The sequence below is a fragment of the Aminobacter aganoensis genome, assembly GCF_014206975.1.
GTDB lineage: Bacteria > Pseudomonadota > Alphaproteobacteria > Rhizobiales > Rhizobiaceae > Aminobacter > Aminobacter aganoensis.
This window is the reverse complement of sequence record NZ_JACHOU010000009.1, coordinates 22360-47898: the sequence shown is the minus strand read 5'-3', so window position 1 is coordinate 47898 and position 25539 is coordinate 22360. Positions and strand designations below refer to the sequence as shown.

Below are 25539 nucleotides of genomic sequence, written 5' to 3'. Positions count from 1 at the left end.
TGGAGGGCTGGGGAGGGGGCTGCTGCGTTATGAGAGAAAGGAGAGCGGCCATGGCGATGATATTCCTCGGAGGGTCACGCGACTTGTTCGAATTGCCACCCCCTGCCATCGAGCGGATCGGCTCGATCGTCGCACAGGAGCATGGCGTGCTGATCGGCGATGCGCCCGGATCCGACGCCGAGATGCAGGGCCTGCTCGCGGGCTACAATTACGAGCATGTCGGCGTCTTCCATGCCCGGGCCGAACCGCGCAACAATCTCGGCGACTGGGCCGCCTATCATATACCGCCGCCCGACGGCGCGAAGGGCTTCGCGATCCATGCCGAGAAGGACCGCGAGATGGCCCGCCGCGCCGATTTCGGCCTGATGGTGTGGGACGGTGCGTCGCCCGGCACCTGCCTCAACATACTGCGCCTTGCCGTGATCGGCAGTCCCTGCGTCGTCTACGACATGATGCGGGGTCGGGTGGCCACGGTCCACACCATCGGGGACGCGCGCGCCATGCTCGACGAAGCCGGCGGCGAGGTCCGCCGCGCCATCGAGGCACGCATGAGCGAAGATGAGCGTTTGGCGCTGGCGGCCTGATCCCAGCGTGCCCTCCCGAACCAGCCGGCGACAGCCACCCACCCAATCCGGCCGAAGGCCGACCAGTGGCGCTCGTCGAGATCGCGACGAACGCGCGCCGGCCCTCGCGAAACCGCCCCCTGCGGCCGCGCCGGAGATTTCAGAGGATCGGCACGCATGTCCGTCGCGCCAAGGGCCGGGCGGTCGCAGATCAGGCTGCGCGTTCCCGGCCGCCGCGCCGGAGCGGGAGATCATCCGCCGGAGCGGAGTTCGACCGGCACCGCCGGCTCGGATCGCGAAATCCGCGTGCATGATGACGGACGGAGCCTGTGCGGACTCCTGCGCGGAACGGCCGGGTTCGGGTGAGGCGATGGTGAGGCTGGCCGCAGCCACGGCAAAGGCTTGACGGCGACCGGCGTACCGGCGGCGGGAATTGCGATGGTGGCCGGGGGGCGTCGCCTTCGCTCACATCCGGACCAATCCCGTGTCATGTCGCCTTTGTAGAGGACCGCCTGCTTACTGCGGCCAACCCCTGACGGGGTAAGACTCGGCAAAAATTTAAGCAAAATCCGATTTCGGTCTTTGTTCGCGGGCCAGGCACTTTCCGTCCCGCAAGCGGGGCCCTGAAAAGTGCGGCCCGCCATCTGCGGAAAATAGAATTTCGTGAAATTTTTGGCCGAGCTGTCCGCAGCAGGACGGCCCTCTCCTTTGGCGCCATCGGGAATGGTCCCGATGCAACCGAAGGAGAAGTACCATGGCCACCACGATCGCAAACCTCACCACCAAGGCCGATGGCTCGATGGACGGCGTGTTCGCCACGCTGCGGGTCAACGCCCCGATCACCGTCGTCCCGAACGCCAACAAGTCCCATCAGGACGCCCCGGACTTCCGCGTGCTCAACAAGCGCACGGGCTTCGAGATCGGAGCCGGCTGGTTCCACATCTCGCAGCGCTCCGGCAAGGAGACCGTCTCGTTCAAGCTCGAGGCGCCCGAGATCGGGGTCGTGTTCGGCAACCTCGCACCGGCCCCCGGCGGCGAAGAGAACAAGAAGGTCATTCTCTGGAACAACCCGGAGTGAACCGCAGCGAGCCGGTCCCGCAAGGGACCGGCTCACTTTGCGTCACGATCAGGAGCACCACAATGACTGTCCATCTGATACACGCCTTGCTGTCGGGCACCATCGATCCCGACATCGAACTGCAAATCGCGCTGAAGCTGCCGATGACGCTGCGGCGCGTCGAGCGCACGGACGATCACGCGCCCGACTATCGCATCGACAGCGGCGACCGCGTCGACTTCGGATATGGCTGGACCATGCTCAGCGCCAAGGAGCGCATCCCCTACATCGCCATTCTCATCGAACACCCGGCGGGCAAGCGCATCTCAGGCGTGGCCTGGCAATCGCCGGAGTTCCCGGGGCGATGGTCCGCCCAGCTTCACCGCATCACGGAGATCAGCCTGAACGCCTGACCTCTTCGCCATCCTTTTCACTTTCGCCAGCGGCGACAACGACGCTGGCATCGCCGCCCTGTCCCGGCCGCGGCGATGCGCCGGCAGCATGCCCAAGCCGCGCGGATATGGAGCCAGAAGGCTCCTGCCGGGCCCTCCTCACATGCCAGATTCCCGTTCGACATCGACATAGCCCCTGCGGCGCTTGATACGCGCCATGCGGTGAAGCTCTGCTTCCGCATCGCCATGCGCGCCGAACAAATCGATCCGTGTTCTCCCCAACGTGCCCATGCGGCCCCAATGGCGGACCAGCGAGGCGGAACCGAACAGCGTTGGTGTGACCGACAATACGTAGAACCGCGCAATGTTGCGGGCAGGGTCGATGCGATGGAGGTGGAGCATGTCGGGCTTCTGCATGATCCAATTCTCGCGAAGCGGATATGGTCGGTCCAACGCCTTTTCTGAATCGATTGCCGGGGATCGATTCACATGGCTGATGAATCACCAGCCTATGCAGGGAAGCAGCGGGCTGCATCAAAGCTCAAGAATGCCTGCCGTGCGACGCCGGCGATAAGGGGGTGGCCCGGTTCAGGACGCGACCAAGCTCAACGATCTATCCTTATCCAGTCGTTCGATGCGAAAGGTCCGGGCGAGCCGGCCTGCGGCCGACCGCGCTCTACTCGCGACGCTGGCGCGCCGCTCCCGGAGCCTGCTGACGCAGTCTCCGCCTGCGGTAACGATCGCCTCTCGCAGGGCATCGTGGACCGGATCGACCGCCCCCCAATGCCACGAGGGGCATCCCCTCGCACACCCCGCCGGCTGGTCGCCGGACAAGGACGCATCCCCTGGCGGGGATGCGGGTCTATCTCTCTGACGTCCCAGTCTACTGGCCGCTCCCATCGCCTCAAGGACTGCGCGGCACCTCCAATTTTCAGCCGTCGCCCTGAAGAAGGGCGCCGCCAGAAAATCGGCTCCTCCGCTTGCCGCCTCCGGCGGTCGCTTCGCGATCCTTGACCCGATACTCGACTTGCCTGTCGCCGGGCCTCCGTCATCAAGATGAAGGAGACCATGACATGGCACACGATACTCTCATGCTTGTCGCGCAGCTCTCGGGCCTGCGCATCCTCGTTCTCGCCAACCGTCTCGGCTGCGACACCGATCTCGCACGCGGCGTCCATGACAGGCTGGCGGCGAAACTCGCCGAAATGATCGAAGCGCAGCGCAGGATCCTTGCCGCCGGCCGCACGCTTGCCGCAGCACGCGGAACGGTGGATGAAGAGGATGCGTTTTTCGACCAGCACGATTGCCATGCCGCTTGGTATGGGACATGGCTGGATGAGCCGATCGCGCTTCTCGACAAGTATCTGGTCGACGATAGCACGCGCGAATACTACAATTACAACACCGGCAGCTGGCACTACCGCGACAGCGAGGTGCCGATCGCACTGCCGGTCCCGGCTGAAAAACTCAGCGGTCTCGCCAAGATCATCACCGAGGTCGAGGACATCACCGGCGCAAGGTTCACCATCGACCACGTCTACTACAGCGAAGTCGAAGCAGAGGCTGCGTGGTGGGAAAGCATCGGGCAGGACCCGGAGACGTTCTTTGCCACAAAGGACGCCGGCCGCGACTGACGGCCCGGGATCGAGACGGTGCGAGCCGCCTCGATCTTTTCATGTCCGGCGTGTCATCGCACAGCCATGCGACATCATCGCTCAGCCCGTTCCAATCGAGATGCGCCCCCAGGGCGGACTCGCCGTCATAGCCGGCTGGTCGCCGGATAAGGACGCGCCCTGCGGGCGCGGGGTCTTCCCCTGACGTCCCAGTCTACGCTCGCCCACGCGGCCTCAAGGACTGCGCGGCCCCTCCAGTTTTCAGCTCCAGCCCTCTCGGGCCGGATCAGAAAACCGGTTCCTCCGCTTGCCGCCTCCGGCGGTCGCGTGCCGCGATCCTTGACCCCTTGTGGTCTTCCTCGTCGCCGGGAACGCGTCAGACGAAAAGGAGTTCATCATGACACGCATCTTCAATCCCTACATCGCCCTCGACAACATCGATGCCATCCGCAGCAAGGTGACCATCCGTCGCGATGCATGCCGGACGGAATTTGCCCGGACGCTTCACACCAACCTCGTGGAGAAACTGGACGCGATGCGCGCCGATGTCGAGAAAGAGGTCCCGTACTGGATCGAGCAGAACGAAAAGCGGCACAGGTCCGAGATGGAGGAGTCCCTGTTCGTGTTCTACTTCATGCGGCCCTGCTTCGAGCAGCGCTGGATCGACGAAGGGCCGCACTCAGTGCTCGACGAGATCAGCGTCACGGTCTACGCAGACGAGCCCGGCATTGCCTGCGGCGTGACGCTCGGCCACACGGATGCGCCAGCGTCGGAGCTGGAGGGGCTCGACGAGCTCTTCGCCGAGATCAGGCAGAAGATCGGCGTCAACATCAAGGCGGCGCGGCTCATCCGCCGCCGCTGACATCGAAGGGAGGCAGGCTGTCCTGCCTCCCTTCTTCCTTCGAGAACCTCAGTCGTCCCGCCCCTTCTTCGCCGCTCTCGACGGCGCGTCGCCCGGATCGTCGGGCGACAATTCCTCGACAAGCATGAGCAGGTTCTGCGCCGTCGCCGGCGGCAGATCGAGAATGCGTTTGACGAGCTTGTTCTTCACCGCCGCCTCCTCCTGCGTCTCGCCCAGAAAATGCGGCGCGGCCGCATAGATCGCCTCAAAGGGCGAGAACTCAAGCAATTCGGCCAGATGCAGCAGCCGTGTCACCCGCAACTTGGCGTCCGCCCGCTCATGGCGCGCATAGATCTCCTGATGGATGCCGATCATCATCCCGACCTGCTCTCGGTTCAGGTTGAGCGCATCCCGTCGCTCCCGCAGAAACCGGCTCAGCTCCTTCTCCATGTCCAGCAGGCTGCGAACGCCGTCAAAACCCGGCTTGCGCCAGATCGGCTTGTCGACCTCGGAATCTTCGGTCTCGACGAGGCCGTGCTTGTCGATGAATGTCTGGATGTCCTTGATGGCCATCTGAATATGGAGCCTGCCTGCCAGTCCCTGTTGTGATCAAACTGACGTTGGAAATACCGCCGATCCGCCTTGGATGGTTAAAATCCACGCTAAATCGGTGCTGCACCTAGCAGGGATTCGGACTCAGGTTCAACTCCGCCAATCAAGCAGGCTGCATTTTTCACACTCAATAGCCGTTCGTATCGAGATACTGCCGGATGGCCTTCGCCATAATCGCCTGCATGGACGTATCCAAATTGAAGGAGGCAAGCTTCAGCCGCCGCTTGGTGTCACGGTCGAGATTGACGTTGACGAAATGGCTTGCCCCCTTCATGCGCGCCCGTTTCATTCGCCGCAGCGCCTTGCTTGCCTCGCTCGTGCTCTCCGATCTTCCCTGATCTTTCTCCACCGTTCCCTGTAGGGCTGCATCCTCATCGGCGGGGTGGTCGCTCTCGGCACGCACCGGGCTTAAATCGGTTACCGGGCGCTGTCTGCGCGGCGCGGTTGCGAATTCGTCCAGCGACAGCTTGTCCCTCACACTCATGCCGCACCTCCCGCAGCCATCTTGCCAGCCAGCACTTCGTCGACCTCCTCGACCAGCGCCTGCGTTTCACGGCGCGCCTTGGCAATCGCTTCCGTCACCTCCTGCATCTGAAGCGTTCCGATGCCGTTGTGGATGTCCTTGTAGACATTGCGCTCGAACACCTCGGTGCGGAACAGATAGGTGCCGACCTTGTCCTCGATGATCGGCCGCACCTTCCGATAGAGTTCAGTGTGGCGCACGGTCACCGTGATCCGAGTCCGCAGCACACCGTGCTTGCAAGTCCGGCCTCGCGCTTCATTCACACGCAACACGCTCTCGAAACTGTCGATCGCTCCCATCACCTCGCGTTTGGACGGCTGGATCGGCGAGATCACCAGATCGGCCGCCGCGATCACCGGATCGATGATCGACGTGTCCTCGCCGGGCGTGTCGATCAGGACCTGATCGAACGTGCTGGCGTTGTCCTCCATCCAGCGTTCAAGCCCCCGTGCCGTTTTGTGGCTGTAGACCTCGATGCCCTCGGGCTGCGCATCCTTCTCCTGACAATCCATCCACCACTTCATCAGATTGTTGCGGGCGTCCATGTCGATCATGGCGACGGTTCCACCGCGCAGGGCATATTCACCGGCGATGTTCATCAGCGACGTGGTCTTGCCAGCGCCTCCCTTGCCGTTGATGGCGGCGATCACGACGGTCATCGGCTCATCTCCACGAAAATGTGTTTCTACTCACACACGAATCCATTTCTGTGTGGACGTGGATTCATGTCGATATAGAAACACACGAATATGGAAAAACACAATCATATAGATATAGAAAAGGCGGTATTTTGTGGTCAAGCTGGATAAATCGCTATCATATTTGTTGGCAGGATACGGAAAAATGTGATACATTTTTCCTGACGATCGAGGGACAGGCCCTCGATCCGCGGCCTGCGGCCGCAACCACCATGATTGAAGGTGCGTTCGTTGATGGCCGGCAGTCGATCAGGAGCGTCGAAGCGGAAGGACCGGGTAGCGCATGTCCGCTTCTCCGGTGCCGAGTTCGATGCCCTGGAGACTGCGGCCAGCGCGGCCGGAATGACCGTTTCTGCGTTCGTGCGGTCGCTATCGATGGAAGGCGCCGGAGTGCGTCCATTCCTGGGCGAGGAGGATTATGCCGTTCTCAGGCTGCTTGCCGATGGCATGCGGGCGATCGGCGGTAACCTCAACCAGATCGCCCGTGCTGTGAACACCGGCAAGGTGCCTGCCTACGAAGACGTCGCCGGCAGCATCAGTGATGCCCATGGGGTTGCGATTGCTCTCGCAGCCGAGCTTGCCGACATGACCAGGCGGACTGCGGCTGCCAGGCGCGGGGACAGCTGATGGAAATCCTTCCCGGTGCATTCGAAAAGGAATGGGAACGCCGCCGCGCCGTGCTGAAGCACGAGATGCAGATTGGCCAGGCCGACAGTGGCGACTGGGATGAGCCGCGAAGGGGAGGGGTGGCGCGGATCGGCGATGAGGGGTTTGGCGGCTTTGGCCGGGCGCTGCGGCGTCGCAGTGGCGGCGGCTTGCGGTCGATGGGTGGCAGCGCAGGCTCAGGCAGCCGTCCGATGCGGCAGCGTTTCTCGGCGCTGGCGCGTGGTAGTCAGCCGGCCGTGGTCAAGCTTGCCTCCTATGGCGGCGGCGGCCGCGCGGCCGCGATGATGAACTACACGTCGCGGGGTGGGGAACTGGCGGTCGAGAACGAGCGTGGCGAGCGCATATCAGGCCGGGATGCGCTCGCCGGGGAGCGGGCCGAATGGGAACATCTGTTCGACAATCGTGCCGCGAGCCGGGACCTCAGCGCGTTTCATGTTTCGGTCGATGCCCGTTCACTTCGCGACGACGTCGACCAGGACGATCAGCTTCGCGAGATTCTGCGGACAGGCTTTGGCGACCGACGGTTTGTGTATGCCGCGCGCGAACGGGCCGAAGACGAGCTCCACGTCAGTGGCGTTGTCGTTCTGCGCGACGGCGCTGGCGAAAGACTGACCGGTGACCGGAAAGCAGCCGAGATCATCCGGCAGCGCTATGATGACACCGAGGTCGGGCGGGATGTCGAGGCACGGTTCCGCTTCCACGGTTATGGCAACGGCGTGGAATGGGGCACAGCCCGTGTGCGAGAGCTGGTCGCGTCATCCGAGGGAGATGTCCGCGACAATACCGGACGGTTGATCGGCGATGCGACGCAGGCCGGCGATCTGGTCCAGAAGGAATGGCGCAGGGAATTGCACAGTCGCAAGGGCAGGGACGTCATGCATTTGATCGTGTCGGCACGCGCCGGCACGGATGCGGCTGCATTCGAAGGTGCTGTCCGCGAGTTCCTCGGCGAGCAGTTTGCAGGACATCGCTATGTCTTCGCCGTCCATGATCCGGCGCTCGACCCGAAAGACATGGCGGAAGGCGGCAAGCGTCCGCATATCCATGCCCATGCGATCGTCACCATGCGTTCGGAGACGGGAGAGCGCATCGTCACCAGTCCACAACTGTTCCGGGACTGGCGCGCCGTGATGGCTGAAAAGGCCCGCGAGCAGGGCATCGACATGGAGTTGACGGACCGACGTGAGTTCGCCAATGCGCCGGCCTATACGCGCAATCAGGTACGGCCAGTCAGCTATCACGGTCGCACCGAGCATGAGGGCACCAGTCCTTCCGCACATAGCCGGTATCAGGCCAAACGAGCGAACGAAATCCACCTGGCGACGTCCGAACGCAGCAGGCAGTATGTCGCGGCGGCGGTCGAGACCTGGAACGATCTCGCCAATGAGGAACATGGCACGCGGGAAGGGGCCTTCGCACGACAGCAGCGAGGCCGCCTCGAAGCCTTCGCAGAAATCTATCAAAAGGATCAGGTTTTTGAGGAGAAATGCGCTACATCTATCGAAAACGTGACAAATATGGTAGAGTTGAGTGCGTTCGTGAAAGGTGAGGATGGACAGATGCGAGAGATGACGCGTCCGGAGTTCGAGGCCTACGAAAAGCGGGTGGAAGCCGTCCTTGCCTCCGTGGCGCAGACGGTCGACGCAACCGATCGTGCCGATTTCAACGAAGTTGCTGCGGCCGCGCGTGAGGTGGTGGACATCCGCCGGGAGTATCTTGAGCAGTCGGAACGGCTGGCCGACTTCGGTGTTGGTTGGCCTTCTCGTGATGATCGTGATCGTCTCATGCGAAGTCGGGAGGAGTCGCATCACCTTCGCGATGCGGCCGATCCCCAGTCGGCAGGGCATGCCGGACGTGAAGCGGTCACGGAGGGTCCCTGGGGCGATCAGGACCGGCAAAGGGCCGATGGCCAGACGCGCATCGCTCGGGACAATCTGTTCGACGATGCCGTCACTCGCCATGGCGAACGGGCAGTGCGTGAAGGAGACGAGATTCTGGCGGATTACGACGCGGCATTCCGCTCGCTCGATCATGCTACGAGCCGTTTCTCGAATTCTCGCAGGGACGTATCCGCTGCCGAGCGTGAAGCCATTCGTGCGGACTACTTTGCGGCTTCAAATCGCTACGACACCGTGCTCAAAACCTATGCTAGGGATGCCCTCGACGGGAATACCTATCTCTACGAGCAATCGAAGGGAGAAGAAAATCTGCAGGAGGCGTTGAAGGAAGAAGCTCAAGACCGCGCTTCCCGTCGCGCCATCGACATGCATGACCCCTCGAGGAACCTCCCGGCCAGGCAACATGATGAGCAGGCCGTTCGCGCCGGCGACGAACTCTTCGAGCGGATCGATGCCGCGCGGCGAGAGGTTGATCGCCTTTATGAGCCGGTACGACTGGATGGTCGTTCAGCAGCGTTTTCCGATCCTGTCGAAACCCAAGCCGAGCATGGCCGCCGGATCGAAAAGTTGAGCGAGGCCGAGGCCCGGCACACGGATCTGTTGCGCGAGGCTGCGCAAGCTGCCCTCGACGGCAACGGCTACATTCGCGACCAGGCAACGATCAGGCACGACTTGAACAACGAGATCCACATGGAAAGCCGGCGCCGTGTAGAAGCGGAGCAGGGACGTGACGAGAACGAACCCCGCCCACTTGGCTCGCCTGAGCGTGAAGAGGGTGCCGCACGGCTTCATGAGGAAAGCAGGGCAGATCCGCCTCAGCAGCATGTGCCGCGACTTCGCCAGGTTGAACTGGAGGTTGAAGAGCGTCAGGATCGCGAACGCGATGATCGGGAAAGGTAGGTGGCAATGAAGAACGACTGGCGAAACAACCAGCTTCCTCCGCCAGATAGCACTGACGATCGACCGGACGGGTTTATCTCTGTTGCCATTCTTGCCTTCGTTCTTGTAGCTCCGCTTATCTTTTTCGGCCCTCAGCTTGGTGCCGTCGAGGCGTGGTTTGTCGACATCTATCTGATAGTCGACCAGTGGATTGCGCCGTTGAGGGAGCTTTTCTTCGGCGATGGTAGATAGCATGCCAGGTGAGAAGTCTAAGACGCTGCTCCCGCCACAAGATGTCGCGTAATATGAATGCTCCCGCGATGGACCTAAGCGCGGCTAGCAGCATTCTGTCTCTCTGGTCTTCGCCAGTTTGCCGCTGTTTCTTTTGGGCTGCGAGAATCCCAACATGAACTGCCCAAGATGAGCAGCCTCCAATCCGTCAGGCTTCGGGGATCCGAGCTACCGTCATCTGCAAGCAATCAAGGAGCTTCGCTCTTCTTTTTCCTCGCGCCATCCCCTTCCAGATCGCAAAGAAGTTCAGATGCTGGAACTCCCAGGCCGTTCGCGATCCGCTCGATATTGTCGACTGAAACGTTACGCTCCCCTCGCTCCACTCCCCCGAAGTACGTCCTGTCCATTTCGATTTCGAGGGCAAAATCCTGCTGGCTGATGCCGCGAGCTTTGCGGAATCGACGGATGTTTGCCGCTACGATCGATCGAAGCTGTCCAGGATGCGTACGTTTCACGCATAGAGATCACGCGATTGACGGTTTTAAGGCGACGGGTTTTAAGCATCATTAATGAGTTGGCGATTAGTTTTCTCTGAACGACTTTGGCAGTCCTGATCGCTGTCTTTGGTAAGCGAGCTGGATGCGGTTGCCCAAAGCAGGGATGCGCCTGAAATGCTCGTCTCCCATCGTCGAGCACATAGGCAACGAGCGTAAATAGCTTCGCAACATTTTAATAAAGTGAGCATTGAAGGGCTCACGCGGCTTTCATATCAATCAGCAATAGTGGCGTATCACCGGTGACGTCTATTCCTAATATGCTCATCCGCCTTCAGAACATCGTGCTGAAAATGATCGCCAAGGGCGAGCCCTTAGGTGCTACGATGGATAGGCTTCTTCGAGAAGTCGAAGCGCTTGTCCCCAATATACGCTGCTCGGTAGTAACCGTCGACGGCGCTGGGAGACTTCATCCGCTCTCGGCCCCAAATCTTCCGAAGGCCTTTTCCACTTGTCTTGATGGCGCACCAATCGGCCCGGCATGCGGTTCATGCGGTACCGCTGCCTTCTGTGGAGAGCCGGTAGCCGTTCTGGACATCCGATCTGACCCGTTGTGGGCCGATTGCGACGTCACGGCTCTGCCGGAAGATTTAGTGGCCTGTTGGTCCAGCCCTATCGTCGATTCCCGACGGCGCGTACTAGGGGCGTTTGCGTTCTATTTTTGCGAGCATCGAGGGCCGACCGAGCTTGAAGAACAGGTGGTCGAAACCTGCGCCCACCTCTGTGCCATCGCCATCGAACGCAATGCACAGAAAGTCGAGCACCAACGGCTTGCTTTCACCGATGAGATGACGGGCCTTTCCAATCGAGCCGGATTCAACTTGACGATTGCCAAGCTCGGCTGTGATGAGCCAGGCAGATGGGGTCTTCTTCTGGCCGATCTCGACAATCTGAAGAAGGTGAACGACACATTTGGGCATCATTCCGGCGACAACCTGATCATGGGAGTAGCGAATGCCATTGCGTCGATCGTGCCAAGAGACAGAGCCTTCCGACTGGGCGGCGACGAGTTTGCCGTTGTCGTGCGGCTTGAAGACGGTCGAGGATGCGTCGCCGCAGTCGCTGCGAGGATCATTGAGGCACTAAAAGTTCCAATGAATTGCGCAGGCCACGCGATTGCGGCGCGCGCGACGATTGGGGGTGCGATATTGTCGGAAAGGGACGAGAAGCCCGATGATGTCAAGCGAAACGCCGACCTTGCCCTCTACCACGCAAAAGAAACTAAGCGTGGTCGATTTGTCCTCTATGAGGAAGGCCTGAGAAGTACGATCACGAAACGATTTGACGCCGTCCGGCTGCTTACTGACGCGCTGAAAGAAGAGCGAGTCGAGGCCTTTTATCAGCCAATCGTGCGACTCGACACCGCGGGGGTCAACGGCGTTGAAGCTCTGTGCCGCATTGTGGGGCACGATGGCCGGATGATTCCCGCAGCTGAGTTTCACGAGGCGACCTCGGACTTTCTTGTGGCCTCCACGCTCACGGAGCGGATGATCGCGCTGGTAGCTCGAGACATGCGCAGATGGCTCGACATGGGCATCTCGGTTCAGCAGGTCGGGATCAATGTTACGTCCGCGGATTTTCACGACGGCAAGCTTGGAAGCCGTGTGGCTGCCGCGTTTGAGCAGGTGAATGTGTCGCTTGACCGCATCGTGATCGAAATCAATGAGTCCGTCTATCTGGACAATCGCGACGAGCTCATGGCCCAGGAGATCGATAACTTGCGGTTGCAGGGCGTTTGCGTTGCCCTTGATGACTTCGGAACGGGATATGCATCTCTCACCCATCTGCTGAACGTACCCGTCGATATGATAAAAATCGACAAATCCTTTATCCACGGCATGGAACCACAAAATGCCAGCTTCACGATCGTAAAGGGCTTGATCGCCATAGGGCGAGATCTTGGCATTCGTGTTGTGGCTGAAGGCGTAGAAACGCCTCTTCAGGCGTCGCAATTGCACGGCATAGGTTGCGTGCTCGGCCAAGGCTATCATTTCGCGCGGCCCCTATCCTGGAACGATACGACCGCGTTTCTAATGAGACAAAAGCGTCAGGTAAGGTTTGAGGATCCCGCCAGTACTGCGACCACATTCAATACAGCGCAGCAAGCGGTGCCCGCCGATTCTGCGGCGACGGCTAGGCTGCGCTTGAGATGACGGTTCCTGCTGCCGACTCCGCGTTAAGCATTCTTCGCGACTCAGCTTGGCGATCACTGCTGTTGCACAGATTGCCAGTCGCCGAAGGCAACCGCCGAAAGTAGGTTCTCTCTGGGACCTCATCGGAATCAGAATGGCGGTCGCCAAGTTATCCGTGATTGCCCCGATGTTCTCCTACGTCGTCCCGAACTCGTATATTCAAACGGCGCAAAGATTAGTGATGGTTCATCGATCCGCGTGCGCCACCAGAGCCCGAACAATGGTCCTAAGCGCTGCACGCAACTTCCTATCTTCGATGGCCTCAAAAAATTCGGGCGATAGCCGAGGATGGCGTTTATGCATTTTGCGTTGGCCCCCTATTTCGCCAGGGCCAAGCCCTTCCAGAAAGAAGGATAATGGGCTGCCCAGCGCTTCTGCCGCGCGGACCAGCGTCGCAACGGCGATGCGATTGGCTCCGCTTTCATATTTTTGCACCTGCTGAAAGGTGACGCCGAGGAGTTCCCCCATGGCTCTCTGACTCATGCCCAGCATTTGACGTTGCGCGCGTAGACGCCGTCCTACAACTACATCAACGAGATTGCGATCGCCGTCGCTTTCGAGGCGGCGGGGGAGGGATCGGCGGTGGTGGGTTGGTGAAGAAGTCTGTCGGGGCAACGTCCAGAATCTCTGCCAACTTCTCCAGCATGTCGACCGTCGGAGAGTGAATCTCTCGCTCCAAATGACCGACATAGGTACGATACACGTCCGCCAATTCGGCGAGTTCCTCCTGCGACATACCCTTGATGTGACGCAACCGTCGCAGGTTCTGCGCCACTACCGTCTTCAGCTTCATAGCCGGAGACGGACCAGAATGCGCAGTAAACAGCGACGCAGTATAATGCGTTCTTAAGGGAAATCCAGTGACAAGTGAATTCTCATGTCAGCGTTCCGCAAATCGCGGACTGGGGCCTCCCGCCGGAGGGTAAGCGAGTCGCTCGGTCGGCAGGTCACGGCCCAGGAGAGTTCGTCGCGATCAGTGGAAGGAGAGCCTTGAGAGCGTTCTGAGCACACCGATGGGTGGCTCAGTCAAGCGCCGGAAAGTAAGCTTTTCCCGGCTTGGCGTAACTCGGGCAGATAACACAGGTCGGATTAAAGCTACGATAGGACGTGATGGCTTGGTCGCCAATGATGGTAGCGCTACGTAGGCTTCCGAGGATCCGTGCCTTTGGGCAATTGTTAGCTCCGCCGCAGAAACGCGTAGGGAATTGCTCCAACCAGGAAGACGCTGGCGAAAGCTGTGTAGATAGCCCAGTCGTACTGCGCTGCCAGCAGCAGCGAAGTGACAACGCCAAGGACTGCTGTTGGAGGGACGCGGCCGATTGACGGCAGGCGAAATGGCCGATCGAGGTTCGGTTGCGTGTAGCGGAGGACGATCACTGCGGTGTTGATCGCGGCGAATACGAGTGTGACACCAAGCGAGGAAAGGCTGGCGGCGAATTCAATTTCCCCGACGGCGGCGAAACCGCATGCCACCGCCAGGAACGCCAGCGCGCCGATCCACGGGCTTCGGCTTGCCCCCAACGTCCGTGCAAGCAGCTTTGGGAGGTCACCTTCGCGTGCCATCCCAAACAGCAAGCGGCTGCCCGATAGCGATGAGCTCAGCACAGCATTGGCTGTTGCCATCAGAGCTGCGGCGACGATTATGATGCCGAACGGTCCGCCCAACTGCCTTGCAGCATCGGCCAGTGGGGATTGCGAACCGGCGAGGCTATCGCTGGTTACAAGGCTCAGCACCCCCAGAATGACTATTAGGTAGACGACCGTGGTAGCGCCGAGTGCGATCATGAAGGCGCGCCACAGATCGCGGTCCGGCCGCTTCGCTTCTTCCGACAGAGAGGCCATATGCTCATAGCCGGAATAGATAAAGAAGAGGATGGCTGCACCCTGGAGCATGCCGTCGAGATTTTCAGACCAGGCTGTGAAGTCAGGAAGGCCCCGGTTGCCTGATGGAACCGCTACGGATGCGAACCCGATTAGACACGCGACCTGAACTACCGTCAGCCCCGCGCTGATGAATGAAGCCTTGCCTATACCGGCGATGTTGATAGCTGTGGCAACGCCCATCAGGGCGAGTGCGACCACAACTGCGGAGAACGGCAAAAACGCTTGTGCATAGTTACCAAAGGTTAGCGCCACGGTTGCCAAGGTGGCAGCCCCGTGCACTGCGATGAACAGGCCTACAGTGAAAGCCAGTGCAGGAATGGCAGGAAAGGTCTTCCGCAGAAAATTATGCTCTGCACCAGCACCGGGCAGCGCCGTGGCGATCTCCGCGTAAGAGAGGCCTGAGAATGCAGAAATGATCGCGGCGACCAGGAAGCTAAGCCAAATGCTTTCACCCGCCGCGCCGGCCGCCGGCCCGATCACCGAATAAATGCCGGCACCGATGATTGTTCCGACACCGTAGAGCGACAGCCGCACCAGGCCGAGTGACTTGGCAAGGCCCTCAGGGGGATCAGCATTGTTCGTATTCATTCGACTGGTATCACCGCAACTGTGTCTCACCTTTTCAATCGATACGCGGACCTCTGATGCCTGTCCAACTGTGCCCAGAACGAAAGGCGCATTTCAACGTGCAATCTCGACCTACTGGAGGTTCAAGCCTCGATCGTAAAATGCGCTTTACTCTCTGGGGGCTTGACGCTTTAGAAATATTCGACAGGCCAACCTCGCTCGAAGACCGTCTCACGACATGGATAAAGAACGCCATGAGCGTCGCACTAAAAGACAATCAGCCCGCACAAGACGCGGAGAGCGATCACAGCCATTCGGAGGTTGTGACCGAAGCGAATGAGCGGCGCATCCGTTTCGTTCTCATCTTTACGGCTGCCTACGCGCTGATCCAATCAGTTGGCGGCTGGTATTCGGGATCGCTGGCCCTCATTGCAGATTCGGGGCACATGGTATCCGACGCCGCGGCTCTGTTGCTCGCCCTGATCGCCTACCGAATTGCACGCCGTCCCGCTGACGCGACGCGAACGTATGGCTACCACCGCGTCAGGGTGCTGGCAGCACTTGCGAATGGAGGGACGCTACTGCTGCTGGTCGCATGGATCGCATGGGAGGCAGCACAGCGTGTTAGCCAGCCTATAGAAATCCTGGCTGGTCCCATGCTGATAGTTGCGGTCATCGGCCTCGGTGTGAATGTAGCAGGCGCATATGTGCTGTGGTCGGGCAATCGCAATGACGGCAACCTCCGTGGTGCATTGTTGCACGTTGTTGGAGATCTGCTTGGTTCGGTTGGCGCGATCGCAGCCGCCGTCGGTATCATGCTCACGGGATGGGTTCTCCTGGACCCAATCCTTTCGATCTTGGTCGCCGGTTTGGTTATCCGCTCCGCCTGGGGACTCGTGACTGATTCAATCCGTGTCCTTCTCCAGGCGGTTCCAAAGGGTGTCGACGCGCGTGAAGCCGAGAAGGGTCTGATGGGGCTCTCGAGTATTTCAGAAGCCGGACATTTCCACGCCTGGACCCTCACGGACCAAACCAACATCGCCACGGTTCACGTCAGCCCCGCTCCAAATGTCGATCCGTTGGAACTGCCTCCAATCGTCGCTGACTGGCTGAAGAAACAGTACGCACTTCACCATGTGACGGTCCAGGTTGATCGTCCCGGAAGCATCGAGCCCCGAGAGGAGTAGGAAGCCGATTGCCCCAACTTCCGATTCAGGACAGGCTACGACATCGGTAGCTAGGAATCCCGATCGTCTCGGTTCGCACGCCCCCGATCCTGGATTTCCTGCTCTATCTGACGCAAGCGCGTTGTGTTTTGCAGAGACCCCTCAGGGCGAAGAGTGCCTTCAGTCCGGATTGCCTGTTCAGCGGCCTCGCTCGGCCGCGTTTCGTTATGAACATAAAACTGGGCTCTTTGTTCATAACGCAAGTCTTCCATCGCGAATATAGCCATTCCCGGCTACAACCTCGCGCGCCGCCTGACGCAAGATCTGATTGTAGTTGGCGGTTGCCTCCACCAGTTTCTCCGAGCGAGTATCTTGTTCTCTATCTCCTTCGCGATGACGACCCATGCGCGCCTCTGAATCGCGCATCTCGCGGCCGGCTTCGAGCAGTCGTTCGAGCAGAGCTTCTCCGGCCGCGACGGCTTTCTCCCCATGCCGGGCGACAGCATCGTCCCTGGCTGAATCCTGAAATGTCGCTTCAGCCGTCTGGTCGGATGAACGGGCAGTTCTGTCGGAAGCAGACTCGCCTGCTGCGTTCACTACCTCCACCGCAGGCGTTTCCACTTCAGTTTTCTCCATCGCTCGCGCCAAATTCGATTCAGCTTCAAGCAGATCAGCGCGCAATTGATCATACCTCGCCCAAGCGGCGTCAGAATCTTGTTCGGTCCAATATTCTGCAGCAGGCCCCCAGCCTCCGATGGCCAAACCGCTCTCGTGATCGGCAATCGCCAGTTCGGCTTTGAGGTGCTCCAGCCCTTCTTTGTAGTAGCCGAGCAACTGAGCGTCGCTCTTGGCGACCTCCGGGATGGGGCTTCCATCGGAACCAGCCGAATAGGATATGCCATGCTCATCCCGAATTTTCTCAAGGCGCTCGATCCTCTCCACGAGCTCCGTGTCATTGTTGGCGAATTCGAGAACGTGTTTATTATTCCAATGGACCGCTAGATTTGCCGCCATTTCCAGGCCACGGTCGAGATCATCACGGTAGGCCGCCACCGGCAAGATGGAGTGTTCGCTCGCTGCGATCCTGCTGATCGCATTGCGAGCAATCCGAATTTCGTTCAGCGCCTCATTCGCGGCGTCAGCTGTCTGGTGATGGTACCTCTCGTCGGCGTTAGGAGATTGCGCCTTCTGGTTGATCTGTGCGGGCTCGCCGGCAACCTGTTGCTCCGTGATTTCCAAATGTGCCCGCCTCATTTCGACGACCTCGCGCGCCGCCGCCACCACCTCCCCGAAATCTTGCAGATCCGCCTCGTCGATTAATTTCCCGACCTTGGTCAGAACGTCCTCGACACGTCTTTCATACGCTTCGAATTCAGGACGCGTCATCGTTCGCATGTGTCCCTCCTCAACTCCTATCGCCTAGGCGTCCATAGTCCACATCGAGACCGCGGCATCGCTCAACCCGCGCCAGCCTCCGCTATCTCCATCGCGTCGGGCACGGTTTCATCGAATATCCGGGACCAATCGATGTCCCTGGTGCCTGTTTTGGCCGCGTTGGCCCGTGCCTGGACGAGTGCCCGCAGCTTGCGCGCCGCCGGGAGGAAGCGGGCCTCAAGTGAATCGGGAGATGCCCTTGCGGCTGGTACGGTGTGCATGACGCTCGCTGATCTCCGGTCGACAGGTATCTTTCGCGGCAACTCGCTATCGGTTTCCAAACTGCGAATAGGGGCTTTCTGTTTCTCTGCGCTCTTCGTCACCTCGTGCTTCGCCTGAGCGCCCTCATCCTCGCCTGCGTATCCCGAGGTTGTCGCCGGCACCGGCCGTTGCGGGAGGTATTCCGTTGCGGGCACTTCCGGCAAATGGCTCCGCGAAAACCTCTCCATCTCCCTGAATGGTATCGTTCGGAAGAAGCGCAGCTTGTCGGCGAAGATCGGGCCCTGCCCTTCGGCAAGAATGATCATCTTGTCACCCGACATTTGCCGAACCTCCTGAGGCATCATGAGGTCGCGCTCACGAAGCTGCTCCACCTTGGTGCGGCGATGCAGGCCCATCAGCTCGATCGTGCGGGATTCGGTCTTGTAGCGGACGGTACGCTTGCCTAAGCTCTTCGAAACGGTTTCCGCGGTGACCTGATCATTGGCTCCGAGCACGAGCTGGTAACCGCAATTGCCCATCAATGAGTGGCGGGATGTCTCGCCATAGATTTCGTCCAGGTTCTTCAAGTCCTGGATCACGAAGGCCATCTTTACGTTGTAGCCGGCCACATAGGGCAGTTTGGTGGTGATCTCGGTCATCTTCTTCAACTGCCGGAACTCGTCGAGCAGGAAATAGACCGGCACCGATCGCTCAGTGTGCTCGAGCAAGAGCGTGTCCAGTGTCTGCTGCACGAAAAGGGCGAGTAACGGCCGCAGCAACGTGATGTCGGTGACGTTAGGGGCGAGATAGATCGAGATTGGCCGGTGCTTCAGCGCACGCAGATCCATGTCCGTGACCGACGTCGCCGCCACCACGCGTTCGTTGCGAAACGGCCTCAGAGCCTTCTGAACGTCGAGCAGTGCAGACGCAGCGGCCCGCTCCGACAGAGCGACATAGGCGTTGAAGCTTTCCACTGTGAAGCGGGATAGATTGGGCTCCCGCTCCTTGAGCAAGGTCATCAGCGCCTGCAAATTGACGCCGCTATTGAAAAAGCTCGTCACCTCGCCAAGGGTGCGACGCCCCTCATAGTAGACACTCTCGTTGACGTAGCTGATCGCGCCGGCAATGACTTGCTGAGCAGTCGCCTGCCAGATCGAGTTTTCGGACTCGGTGATCTCGGGGACGAGGATCGCGGCCATGTTCTGGATATCGGTGGTCCGGTCGCCACGATCCGGCCGGATGAAGTCTAGCGGGTTGTAGCGATGCGACCGTTCCGATCCCGGCGCGAACAGGAAGACCTGATTGCCCTTCGATTTTCGATAGCCGGCGGTGCTACGGAAGATTTCCCCCTTGAGGTCGGTGACGATCATCGAACCTTCATGGCAAAGCGCATTGGGAACGACGTAACAGGCCCCCTTCCCAGAGCGCGTCGGTCCGATGACCAGATGATGCCGGTCATCGTCGACGCGAAGAATCTGCCGTCCGAATCGGCCCAGGATTTTTCCCCTTTTCTTGAACCAACCGTCGCGCCGGAGCGACATCACAGTCTGGAAATGGGCGTCACCGAGCGGGCTCGTGTTTGCCCGAAGACCGGCATAGGCGACGATGCCGGCAACCATGCCGGCTGGCAGAAGGGCCCCGAGCGCCACGACGCGAAGCGCGCCACTGTCGGCATAGACGACGAGCTGCTGAAACGGGGCCAAAGGATTCGTGGTGATGGTGACCTGCAGGATCCGACCGTCGCCATACAGCAGTTGCAGTCCGAGGCCATAGGCCAGCAACCAGACGGCGAAGGCTACGGTCAGACAAAAGCCTATGTAGAAGATGCGTAGCGACCCAGTCACGGCGCGCCCATCCGTTCCCGCGCGAAGAAAATCTCCGAGATGCCACGCCGGCCCCCTTCCCTGCGCAATTGCACGACGATTGGGATGACGCTCTGGATGTAGGAGATGAGATCTGCCTTGGGATAGGCGGCCGACAGGCCGGACTGCATGACCATCATAGCGAGCTGTTCATAGGCGCCTAGCGGCGTATCGGCGTGAACGGTCGACATCGAGCCCGGATGACCCGTGTTGATTGCGCGCAGGAAGGCGAAGGCTTCCGATCCCCTCACCTCTCCTACGAACAACCGGTCCGGCCGCATCCGCAGCGATGCCTCCAGAAGCGACTGGATCGTAACGCTCGCCGTTCCCTGATCGCCGCGGGACGCGAGCAGATGCACAGCGTTCTTCTGGGGTGGGAACAGTTCACGCGTATCTTCCAACGTGATGATGCGCTCATGCGGATCAACAGATTTGAGACATGCATTCAGGAATGTCGTTTTGCCGCTGGAGGTGCCGCCGCTGATCAGAATCGAGACGCGGTTGACGATCGCCGTACGGATGAAGCCATAAATGTCGTGGGCCGAGAGCTGGTCGATCAACGCCTGGTCGGTTTCGCTGAGCCCGCCGACGGCTACCGCCACTTGGTCGAGCGATCCCTGGTCGCGATAGTCCTCGAGCGTGAAGTTGCTGATGACCTGCTTTCGGATCGACAGCGTTCCGCCATCCGGTGCGGCGGGTGGCAGCACGACCTGGATGCGCTCGCCTGTGGGGAGTGCTGCGCTAAGGATTGGATTGGCCGAGCTGACGAACTGGTTGGTGCTGGCCGCAACGCGCTCGCCGATGTTGACGATCTCGGCCGTCGTGAGCTCCGGAATTTCGATATACTCCATGTGGGCGGAGCCAAGACGCTCTACATAGATCTGCCCCGGCCGGTTGACGGAGATTTCGACGACGTTACGGTCCTCAAGGAACGCCGTCAGCGGAGCGAGCGCCCGATAGAGGAAGTAGTGCCGATTGTCCGAGGCAAGTTCAGGGGAGGCCGCGTTCACGCCGGATCTCCCTCAATGCTTCGGTTACGGGATCCTCATACATGGCAGAGAAGTCCAGGTCCTGACGGACGAAGACGAAGATTCGCTCGCCTTGGCTCACGCTGATTGTCGGTGGAATGCGCAGTGAGTCGCCAAGCGCCTGGTTCGCCATGTCCGAGAAAGTCTGGGCTAGGGTTTCACGGGCGAGCTCCTCGGCGCGTTGTGCATCGTCGCTGTCACCGCTCGCCGTCTGGCTGCCGTAACCTGTCAGGTAGCTGGCGCCGGCGCCGACGATCGAGAGCAGAATGGCCGCACCGAACCGTTCACGGAACTTCTTGTCAACGCGCCCTGCCAGGCCAGCACGGCCGAGGCTGTCGGCGCCGATCGAGTTCAGCCGCACCGTTACACCGTCATCGCGCAGCAGGCGGGTCCAGACGACGAAGATCCGCGTCTGACCACGCGTGATCTCGGACTGGTACTCGCCAACCAGCCTCGTGCCGGTGGGGATCAGCACGCGCCGACCGTCGAAGGAGTAAACATCCTGCGAGACGATCGCCCTCACCTGCCCCGGCAGGTCGCTGACGATGGCTGTCTCCAGAATGCCCGGGATCAGCGTGCCCTCCGGAACGAGCGCGTCGATCCTCTCGATCTTCCTTGCTTTGGCGCTGCGGTCACCGATGCTGGCGGCGGCGGCCAGAAACTTGCTGCTGCGATCCTCACCGGCGACGGTGAGCCCTTCGCCCTTCCCGCCGGTGAGGCTCCCCGGCTCGCTTGATCCCGGATTGTCGACTACGACGAGGTTCGACCGGAAGCGAGCCGGGAATTCCTCAGGAGGCGTCTCGGCCACCTCTGGTGGAGGTGGAGCCGAGCCCGCTACGGGAGGGGGTGGCACCTCGAACTCAGTCGTGTCGATCTCTTCGGCTGGCGGCGGAGGAGGGGGTGGAGGGGGTATCTGTACGATCTCCGGCGCCGGGGGTTCCGGCTCCGGCTCACCCTCGCGCACGAAGGACGGTGGACGAAACGTCGTGGTGGAGAACTCCTCGTCGCCATCGAGTATATCGCGCACCGGTACCTCCCGTCCGGCAAGCACTATGTAGCCGGCAACGAGGCCGATCAGGACCAGTACGGCGCCGCCCACGAGCTGCTTCCGCCGAACGGCATTGTCGGCAATGACAGGATCGTCACCTTGACCAAGGGCTTCGAGTTCGGGCGAGCGCTTCATCAATTTCCGCTCCGACGCCGGCGCTTTGCCTTATCGTCCTCGACCGGCCCCAGTATTGCGGGGTCGGCTGCGGCGAAATCCGGCTTTCTCAAATTGAAGATGCAGATCCACTGATCGCCATCTCTCAGTGTGAATTGGGTCACCGTGCCGTCGACGACGATGTACTCCCCTTCTCTCCGGAAATTCCGTAGCGTTTCGGAGAAGTCCGAGTTGACCGCGAAAATTGCAGGAACCCGACGGTCGAATTTGAAGAAGGTCTTGTTGCCGTCGTCGAAGACCATCAGCGGCTTTAGCCGAGCGTCGCCCGAGAATGAGTAGTCGATATTGACGTTGGTCTTGTCGATGTTGACGATGTTCGGCCAGGCGGCGCGCTGTTCCGCCTCCTGCCGCAGGGCGGCATTCAGGTTTTTCTCCGGATAGTGAAAGCGGATTCCGAAAACCTTTCGGCCGGCTTCCGGCGCAAAATCGTGCAGTTCAAGATAGTAGATGCGTTTGTCCGTGACGACGTTCATGTTCGTCGTCACGTCTTTGGCAATCGGTTTTATGAAGAGGATGTTGCCCTTTTCGGCCGGCACGACCTGCCAGCTTTCGGTGTCGCCCAGCGAGATCGTTTCGAATTTCTCGTCCTCGTCGAAGATGATCATCGTCGAGATGCCATAGGTGGCGAAGACCTGGACGACGTTGTTTTCCTGATAGGTGACGCTGGTCACGCGAGCATCGAGAGCGCCGCCCCGAGGTGTCTGTGCCGCGGAGACATCGCAAAGGGAACCTACGAAAAGGAAGGCACTTGCCAGGGCGCGGCTTTTCATCGGCCGTCCCCTGGCGTGACGGTCTCCTGATCGCGACGGTAGGAGTAGACCTGGAAGCCGAGCGGGTTCTCGAAGCGCCATTCGTTGCGAACAGGCGTGTCGGTGTAGCGAAAACGGACGACGGAGATCCAATGGCGGACGATCGATTCCGTTTCGCTGCGCTCGTTCGTCGAAAAGCGGGCGATCGCCGTGCTGGCATTCGGGAAGGTCACTGACTTGATATGGACGTCGACGTTTTTTAGGCGACCATAAATCTTCGTAGGGTTCTGAGGATTGGCGACACTGTAAAGTGCCTGGAGTTCGCCCGCAGCAGCGCCGGTCGACAAAAGTGCTGCAATACCAAAATTTTCGGTCACGGCGTAAGGATCGTATCCCTCGCGCTTGGTGATATAACGCACGACATTGCTTGTGGTGAGGGCCTCCTCTTCGGTCAGATTGGAGGGCCGCGTCAGACCCGACTTCACCTCGATATAGCCGGTAGTCTTGTCGACGACGACGACGTAGGGTTCGAAGCTCTTCAGCGGCAGCATCAGCACCACCGCTAGCAGGCTGAGCAGGGCGATCCCGGCAAAGACGATCGAGAAGAACCAGGCAACGCGCGCCGAGCGCTTCGCCCGCTTGATGATCTCCTGCTCCCAGATGTCGCCCTGCTGGAAATAGGACCGTAGCGCGGTTTCGGATTTTTCGGCCATCCCTGCTCGCTTCCTGTCGTTCTGGATCCTGCATCGCCATACCGATCAGGGTTGCCTCGGGGTTCCATTTGATGTGATCGCGCGCTGCATCGAGGCGCCCGCGCCGTCCTGCCGGGGTGGTTGCAGCCGGGCCTGCACCCGATGAACTGCGGCCTGCGTCTGGCGGGTGGATACGCCGATGGCGCGGCGACCCCAGAAAATGCCACTTGCGGTCAGCTGCCGCGAACGCGGGCCAACAGGTGTCGCCAGACCGCCCGCTATGCCTTGCGCCAGCGATTGCACCTGCAGAAGGACGAAACTGCCGGCGAGGCAAAGCATGATGAAGGCAGCGAAGTCACTGAGCTTGAGCTCGCGGTTGCCCGAGATGTTGTCGATTGACGTGAGCTCAGGTTCCATCGCTGCGATCAGGAATGCTGCGATCACGTAAACGAACAAGGGGATGATTGCGTAGAGCAGTGACTGATTGAGCCAGCCCATCGCATAGCTGCGTGTCGAATCGAAAAAGAAACAGGCGATGAAGATCGGGGCAGTGCCCAGCAATACCCACAGCACAACCTTGGCGAGAACGAGAATGCCGAGCGCGATCGCGACGAACAATCCAGCGAAGACCATGATGATCATGCCGATCAAGGCCGGCAGGACCGAGAGATAGCCCGCCTGTTCGGAAAAGGCCGCGGCTGCGACGTTGGCGGTTTCCCAAATCTGCGACAACCCATTGGTAGGTTCAGTCACACCGGTGCCAGACGCCGCCAGGATCGCGCGGCCAGCCGCCTCAGGAACCTTGGTCAGCCAGTCATAGACGAGTTCGTTGAAGTTCGACCAGGTGCTGACCAGGATGAGGATCACCAGCACACGCACCAGCCGTCCGATGATCTCGGCGACGCTCAGGCGTGAAGTTCCAAGGAAAAGCTGTATGCCGTAGAACAGGACGGCCAGTATGAAGAGCAGGCGAAGGAGAGGCTCGATATCCCGACTCAGGGCCTCATAGGCGCTTTGGGAAAAATTCTGCCCCGAAGCGTCGATCCGATCCAGCAACTCTCCAATGAAGTCGTCCACCACCCTGCCCTATTCGTCGTCCCCGGCCGCCAGTTCCTGGATCGCCGCCAGCGCCGCTGCCTTGTCCGGGTTGATCGACCGCATCAGCCCGCAATCCTCGCCCATGCCGGCGTAACTCGTGAGATTTGCAGGCCGCTTGCACGGAGCTGTCTTCTCACGCGGTGTTCCGCATCCGCTCACCAGCGCGGTCAGGATGAGCGTGAGGGCGGCCATGCTGCATTGCCGGCTGCTCATTCGTACCGCAGTGCTTTCTTGGTGTTCGACATGTCGGTCAGCTTGCGCTGGTTCTCCGCATGCAGCGATTGCACCCCCGCGTTGAGCACGCCGATCATCTCGTTGAGCGTCAGACCAGTCTGAACCTGCAATTGCGTGTTCTGGTCGATAGACCCCTTGATATCCTCGGCCTTTCCGATTTCGCCGCCGGCGCTTTCAAGCGCGGAGCGCCGTGTCTCGACCGCTTGTTGCGAGCCAGTGATCAGGGCGGAGACGCCCATCACGGTTTTCATGAGCTCCTCATAGGATTTGTCGCTGGCGAGCGAACTGTTCTCCTTGCCGGACAAGGAGCGCACGAGCTGAAGGCCATTGATGAAAAGCGTGGCCATTTCCACGACTTTCGGATCGAGCGACCCAAAATCGACGATCCCGCTCTTGAGAATACTGTCGAAGGAGGGCATCGACGACACGCTGAAACCATTGCCGATCGCGATGTCCCTCAGCGGACCGGCATCGCTCCCGCGATCCCCCGTCACCGCCTTGAGAGTCTCCTCGACTGTTGTGAGGATTTCCTTGTTGGTGTCGAGAATCTTGCCGGTCTTTTCCGCCGTATCGCGCGCAACGGCGTAATTGGTCTTGTCGATGACCGGAATGTCGGCCGCGGCGGGTGCGACGCTCACGCCGATCGAGGCCAGGATTGCCAATGAACGTTTCATCATGATCTC

The 25539-nt window shown here is 60.3% G+C and carries 27 protein-coding genes; 10 read left to right on the top strand and 17 right to left on the bottom strand.

Annotated features, from left to right (window positions below):
- Positions 1-50 precede the first annotated feature (50 nt).
- The 3 genes from GGR00_RS17335 (at position 51) to GGR00_RS17325 (ending at position 2033) form a co-directional block, all read left to right on the top strand.
- Complete coding sequence (locus GGR00_RS17335; RefSeq protein WP_184700133.1) at positions 51-584, top strand: hypothetical protein; 534 nt, start codon at positions 51-53, stop codon at positions 582-584.
- A 733-nt stretch (positions 585-1317) separates the two neighbouring features.
- Complete coding sequence (locus GGR00_RS17330) at positions 1318-1641, top strand: DUF736 domain-containing protein (RefSeq protein WP_184700132.1); 324 nt, start codon at positions 1318-1320, stop codon at positions 1639-1641.
- 62 nt (positions 1642-1703) lie between these two features.
- Positions 1704-2033 (top strand): DUF736 family protein, encoded by a 330-nt coding sequence (locus GGR00_RS17325; RefSeq protein ID WP_184700131.1) that lies wholly within the window; start codon positions 1704-1706, stop codon positions 2031-2033.
- 138 nt (positions 2034-2171) lie between these two features.
- On the opposite strand, the gene GGR00_RS17320 is transcribed toward GGR00_RS17325, so the two are convergent.
- Positions 2172-2429, bottom strand: coding sequence for a WGR domain-containing protein (locus tag GGR00_RS17320; RefSeq protein WP_184700130.1), 258 nt, complete (start codon positions 2427-2429; stop codon positions 2172-2174).
- 656 nt (positions 2430-3085) lie between these two features.
- Between GGR00_RS17320 and GGR00_RS17315 the strand changes: the two genes are divergently transcribed.
- Together GGR00_RS17315 and GGR00_RS17310 are read left to right on the top strand one after the other, a co-directional pair.
- Positions 3086-3646 (top strand): hypothetical protein, encoded by a 561-nt coding sequence (locus GGR00_RS17315; protein WP_184700129.1) that lies wholly within the window; start codon positions 3086-3088, stop codon positions 3644-3646.
- Between the two features lie 376 nt (positions 3647-4022).
- On the top strand, positions 4023-4487 hold the full coding sequence (locus GGR00_RS17310) for a hypothetical protein (protein ID WP_184700128.1): 465 nt from the start codon (positions 4023-4025) through the stop codon (positions 4485-4487).
- Positions 4488-4535: 48 nt separating this feature from the next.
- Here GGR00_RS17310 and GGR00_RS17305 read toward each other — a convergent pair whose 3' ends face one another.
- The 3 genes from GGR00_RS17305 to GGR00_RS17295 form a co-directional block, all read right to left on the bottom strand.
- Entirely contained in the window at positions 4536-5039 is a 504-nt protein-coding gene (locus GGR00_RS17305; protein ID WP_184700127.1) for a helix-turn-helix transcriptional regulator, read from the bottom strand.
- A gap of 166 nt (positions 5040-5205) precedes the next feature.
- Complete coding sequence (locus GGR00_RS17300) at positions 5206-5562, bottom strand: hypothetical protein (protein WP_184700262.1); 357 nt, start codon at positions 5560-5562, stop codon at positions 5206-5208.
- Positions 5559-6260: a ParA family protein gene (locus tag GGR00_RS17295; RefSeq protein WP_184700126.1), complete on the bottom strand. Its 702-nt coding sequence runs from the start codon at positions 6258-6260 to the stop codon at positions 5559-5561. Before GGR00_RS17295 ends, GGR00_RS17300 begins: the two co-directional genes overlap by 4 nt.
- Before the next feature lie 273 nt (positions 6261-6533).
- On the opposite strand from GGR00_RS17295, the gene GGR00_RS17290 reads away from it, so the two are divergent.
- The 3 genes from GGR00_RS17290 to GGR00_RS17280 are packed head-to-tail and all read left to right on the top strand — an operon-like array spanning position 6534 to position 9994.
- Positions 6534-6926 carry a plasmid mobilization protein gene (locus tag GGR00_RS17290; RefSeq protein WP_184700125.1) on the top strand — a complete coding sequence of 131 codons (393 nt, stop codon included), beginning with the start codon at positions 6534-6536 and terminating at the stop codon, positions 6924-6926.
- The gene (locus GGR00_RS17285; RefSeq protein ID WP_184700124.1) at positions 6926-9763 is read left to right on the top strand and encodes a relaxase/mobilization nuclease domain-containing protein; all 2838 of its coding nucleotides are present in this window, start codon (positions 6926-6928) and stop codon (positions 9761-9763) included. The genes GGR00_RS17290 and GGR00_RS17285 overlap by 1 nt, the downstream gene beginning before the upstream one ends.
- The gene (locus GGR00_RS17280) at positions 9764-9994 is read left to right on the top strand and encodes a hypothetical protein (protein WP_184700123.1); all 231 of its coding nucleotides are present in this window, start codon (positions 9764-9766) and stop codon (positions 9992-9994) included.
- Between the two features lie 227 nt (positions 9995-10221).
- On the opposite strand, the gene GGR00_RS28295 is transcribed toward GGR00_RS17280, so the two are convergent.
- Positions 10222-10488, bottom strand: a complete 267-nt coding sequence (locus tag GGR00_RS28295; RefSeq protein WP_184700122.1) for a helix-turn-helix domain-containing protein — start codon at positions 10486-10488, stop codon at positions 10222-10224.
- A 299-nt stretch (positions 10489-10787) separates the two neighbouring features.
- On the opposite strand from GGR00_RS28295, the gene GGR00_RS17270 reads away from it, so the two are divergent.
- A complete protein-coding gene (locus GGR00_RS17270) occupies positions 10788-12680 on the top strand; it encodes a bifunctional diguanylate cyclase/phosphodiesterase (RefSeq protein WP_184700121.1) in 1893 nt (630 codons plus the stop codon).
- Positions 12681-12905: 225 nt separating this feature from the next.
- On the opposite strand, the gene GGR00_RS17265 is transcribed toward GGR00_RS17270, so the two are convergent.
- From GGR00_RS17265 to GGR00_RS17255, 3 genes are all read right to left on the bottom strand, one after another.
- Positions 12906-13334, bottom strand: coding sequence for a helix-turn-helix domain-containing protein (locus GGR00_RS17265; RefSeq protein WP_281389259.1), 429 nt, complete (start codon positions 13332-13334; stop codon positions 12906-12908).
- Complete coding sequence (locus GGR00_RS17260) at positions 13249-13512, bottom strand: helix-turn-helix domain-containing protein (RefSeq protein ID WP_184700120.1); 264 nt, start codon at positions 13510-13512, stop codon at positions 13249-13251. Before GGR00_RS17260 ends, GGR00_RS17265 begins: the two co-directional genes overlap by 86 nt.
- A gap of 383 nt (positions 13513-13895) precedes the next feature.
- Positions 13896-15191, bottom strand: a complete 1296-nt coding sequence (locus GGR00_RS17255) for an APC family permease (protein WP_184700119.1) — start codon at positions 15189-15191, stop codon at positions 13896-13898.
- A 140-nt stretch (positions 15192-15331) separates the two neighbouring features.
- Here GGR00_RS17255 and GGR00_RS17250 point away from each other — a divergent pair, with 140 nt between their 5' ends.
- Complete coding sequence (locus tag GGR00_RS17250) at positions 15332-16357, top strand: cation diffusion facilitator family transporter (protein ID WP_246441434.1); 1026 nt, start codon at positions 15332-15334, stop codon at positions 16355-16357.
- Positions 16358-16588: 231 nt separating this feature from the next.
- Here GGR00_RS17250 and GGR00_RS17245 read toward each other — a convergent pair whose 3' ends face one another.
- The 9 genes from GGR00_RS17245 to GGR00_RS17205 form a co-directional block, all read right to left on the bottom strand.
- Positions 16589-17731: a hypothetical protein gene (locus GGR00_RS17245; RefSeq protein WP_184700118.1), complete on the bottom strand. Its 1143-nt coding sequence runs from the start codon at positions 17729-17731 to the stop codon at positions 16589-16591.
- Between the two features lie 62 nt (positions 17732-17793).
- Positions 17794-19815 carry a type IV secretory system conjugative DNA transfer family protein gene (locus GGR00_RS17240; protein WP_184700117.1) on the bottom strand — a complete coding sequence of 674 codons (2022 nt, stop codon included), beginning with the start codon at positions 19813-19815 and terminating at the stop codon, positions 17794-17796.
- Positions 19812-20843, bottom strand: coding sequence for a P-type DNA transfer ATPase VirB11 (gene virB11 / locus GGR00_RS17235; RefSeq protein ID WP_184700116.1), 1032 nt, complete (start codon positions 20841-20843; stop codon positions 19812-19814). Before virB11 ends, GGR00_RS17240 begins: the two co-directional genes overlap by 4 nt.
- Positions 20824-22044: a type IV secretion system protein VirB10 gene (virB10, locus tag GGR00_RS17230; protein WP_184700115.1), complete on the bottom strand. Its 1221-nt coding sequence runs from the start codon at positions 22042-22044 to the stop codon at positions 20824-20826. Before virB10 ends, virB11 begins: the two co-directional genes overlap by 20 nt.
- Positions 22044-22853, bottom strand: coding sequence for a TrbG/VirB9 family P-type conjugative transfer protein (locus GGR00_RS17225; RefSeq protein WP_184700114.1), 810 nt, complete (start codon positions 22851-22853; stop codon positions 22044-22046). The genes virB10 and GGR00_RS17225 overlap by 1 nt, the downstream gene beginning before the upstream one ends.
- Positions 22850-23545 (bottom strand): VirB8 family type IV secretion system protein, encoded by a 696-nt coding sequence (locus tag GGR00_RS17220; RefSeq protein ID WP_184700113.1) that lies wholly within the window; start codon positions 23543-23545, stop codon positions 22850-22852. The genes GGR00_RS17225 and GGR00_RS17220 overlap by 4 nt, the downstream gene beginning before the upstream one ends.
- A gap of 45 nt (positions 23546-23590) precedes the next feature.
- A complete protein-coding gene (locus tag GGR00_RS17215) occupies positions 23591-24601 on the bottom strand; it encodes a type IV secretion system protein (protein WP_184700112.1) in 1011 nt (336 codons plus the stop codon).
- 9 nt (positions 24602-24610) lie between these two features.
- On the bottom strand, positions 24611-24814 hold the full coding sequence (locus tag GGR00_RS17210) for a hypothetical protein (RefSeq protein ID WP_377864068.1): 204 nt from the start codon (positions 24812-24814) through the stop codon (positions 24611-24613).
- 17 nt (positions 24815-24831) lie between these two features.
- Positions 24832-25530 (bottom strand): type IV secretion system protein, encoded by a 699-nt coding sequence (locus GGR00_RS17205; protein WP_184700244.1) that lies wholly within the window; start codon positions 25528-25530, stop codon positions 24832-24834.
- Positions 25531-25539 lie beyond the last annotated feature (9 nt).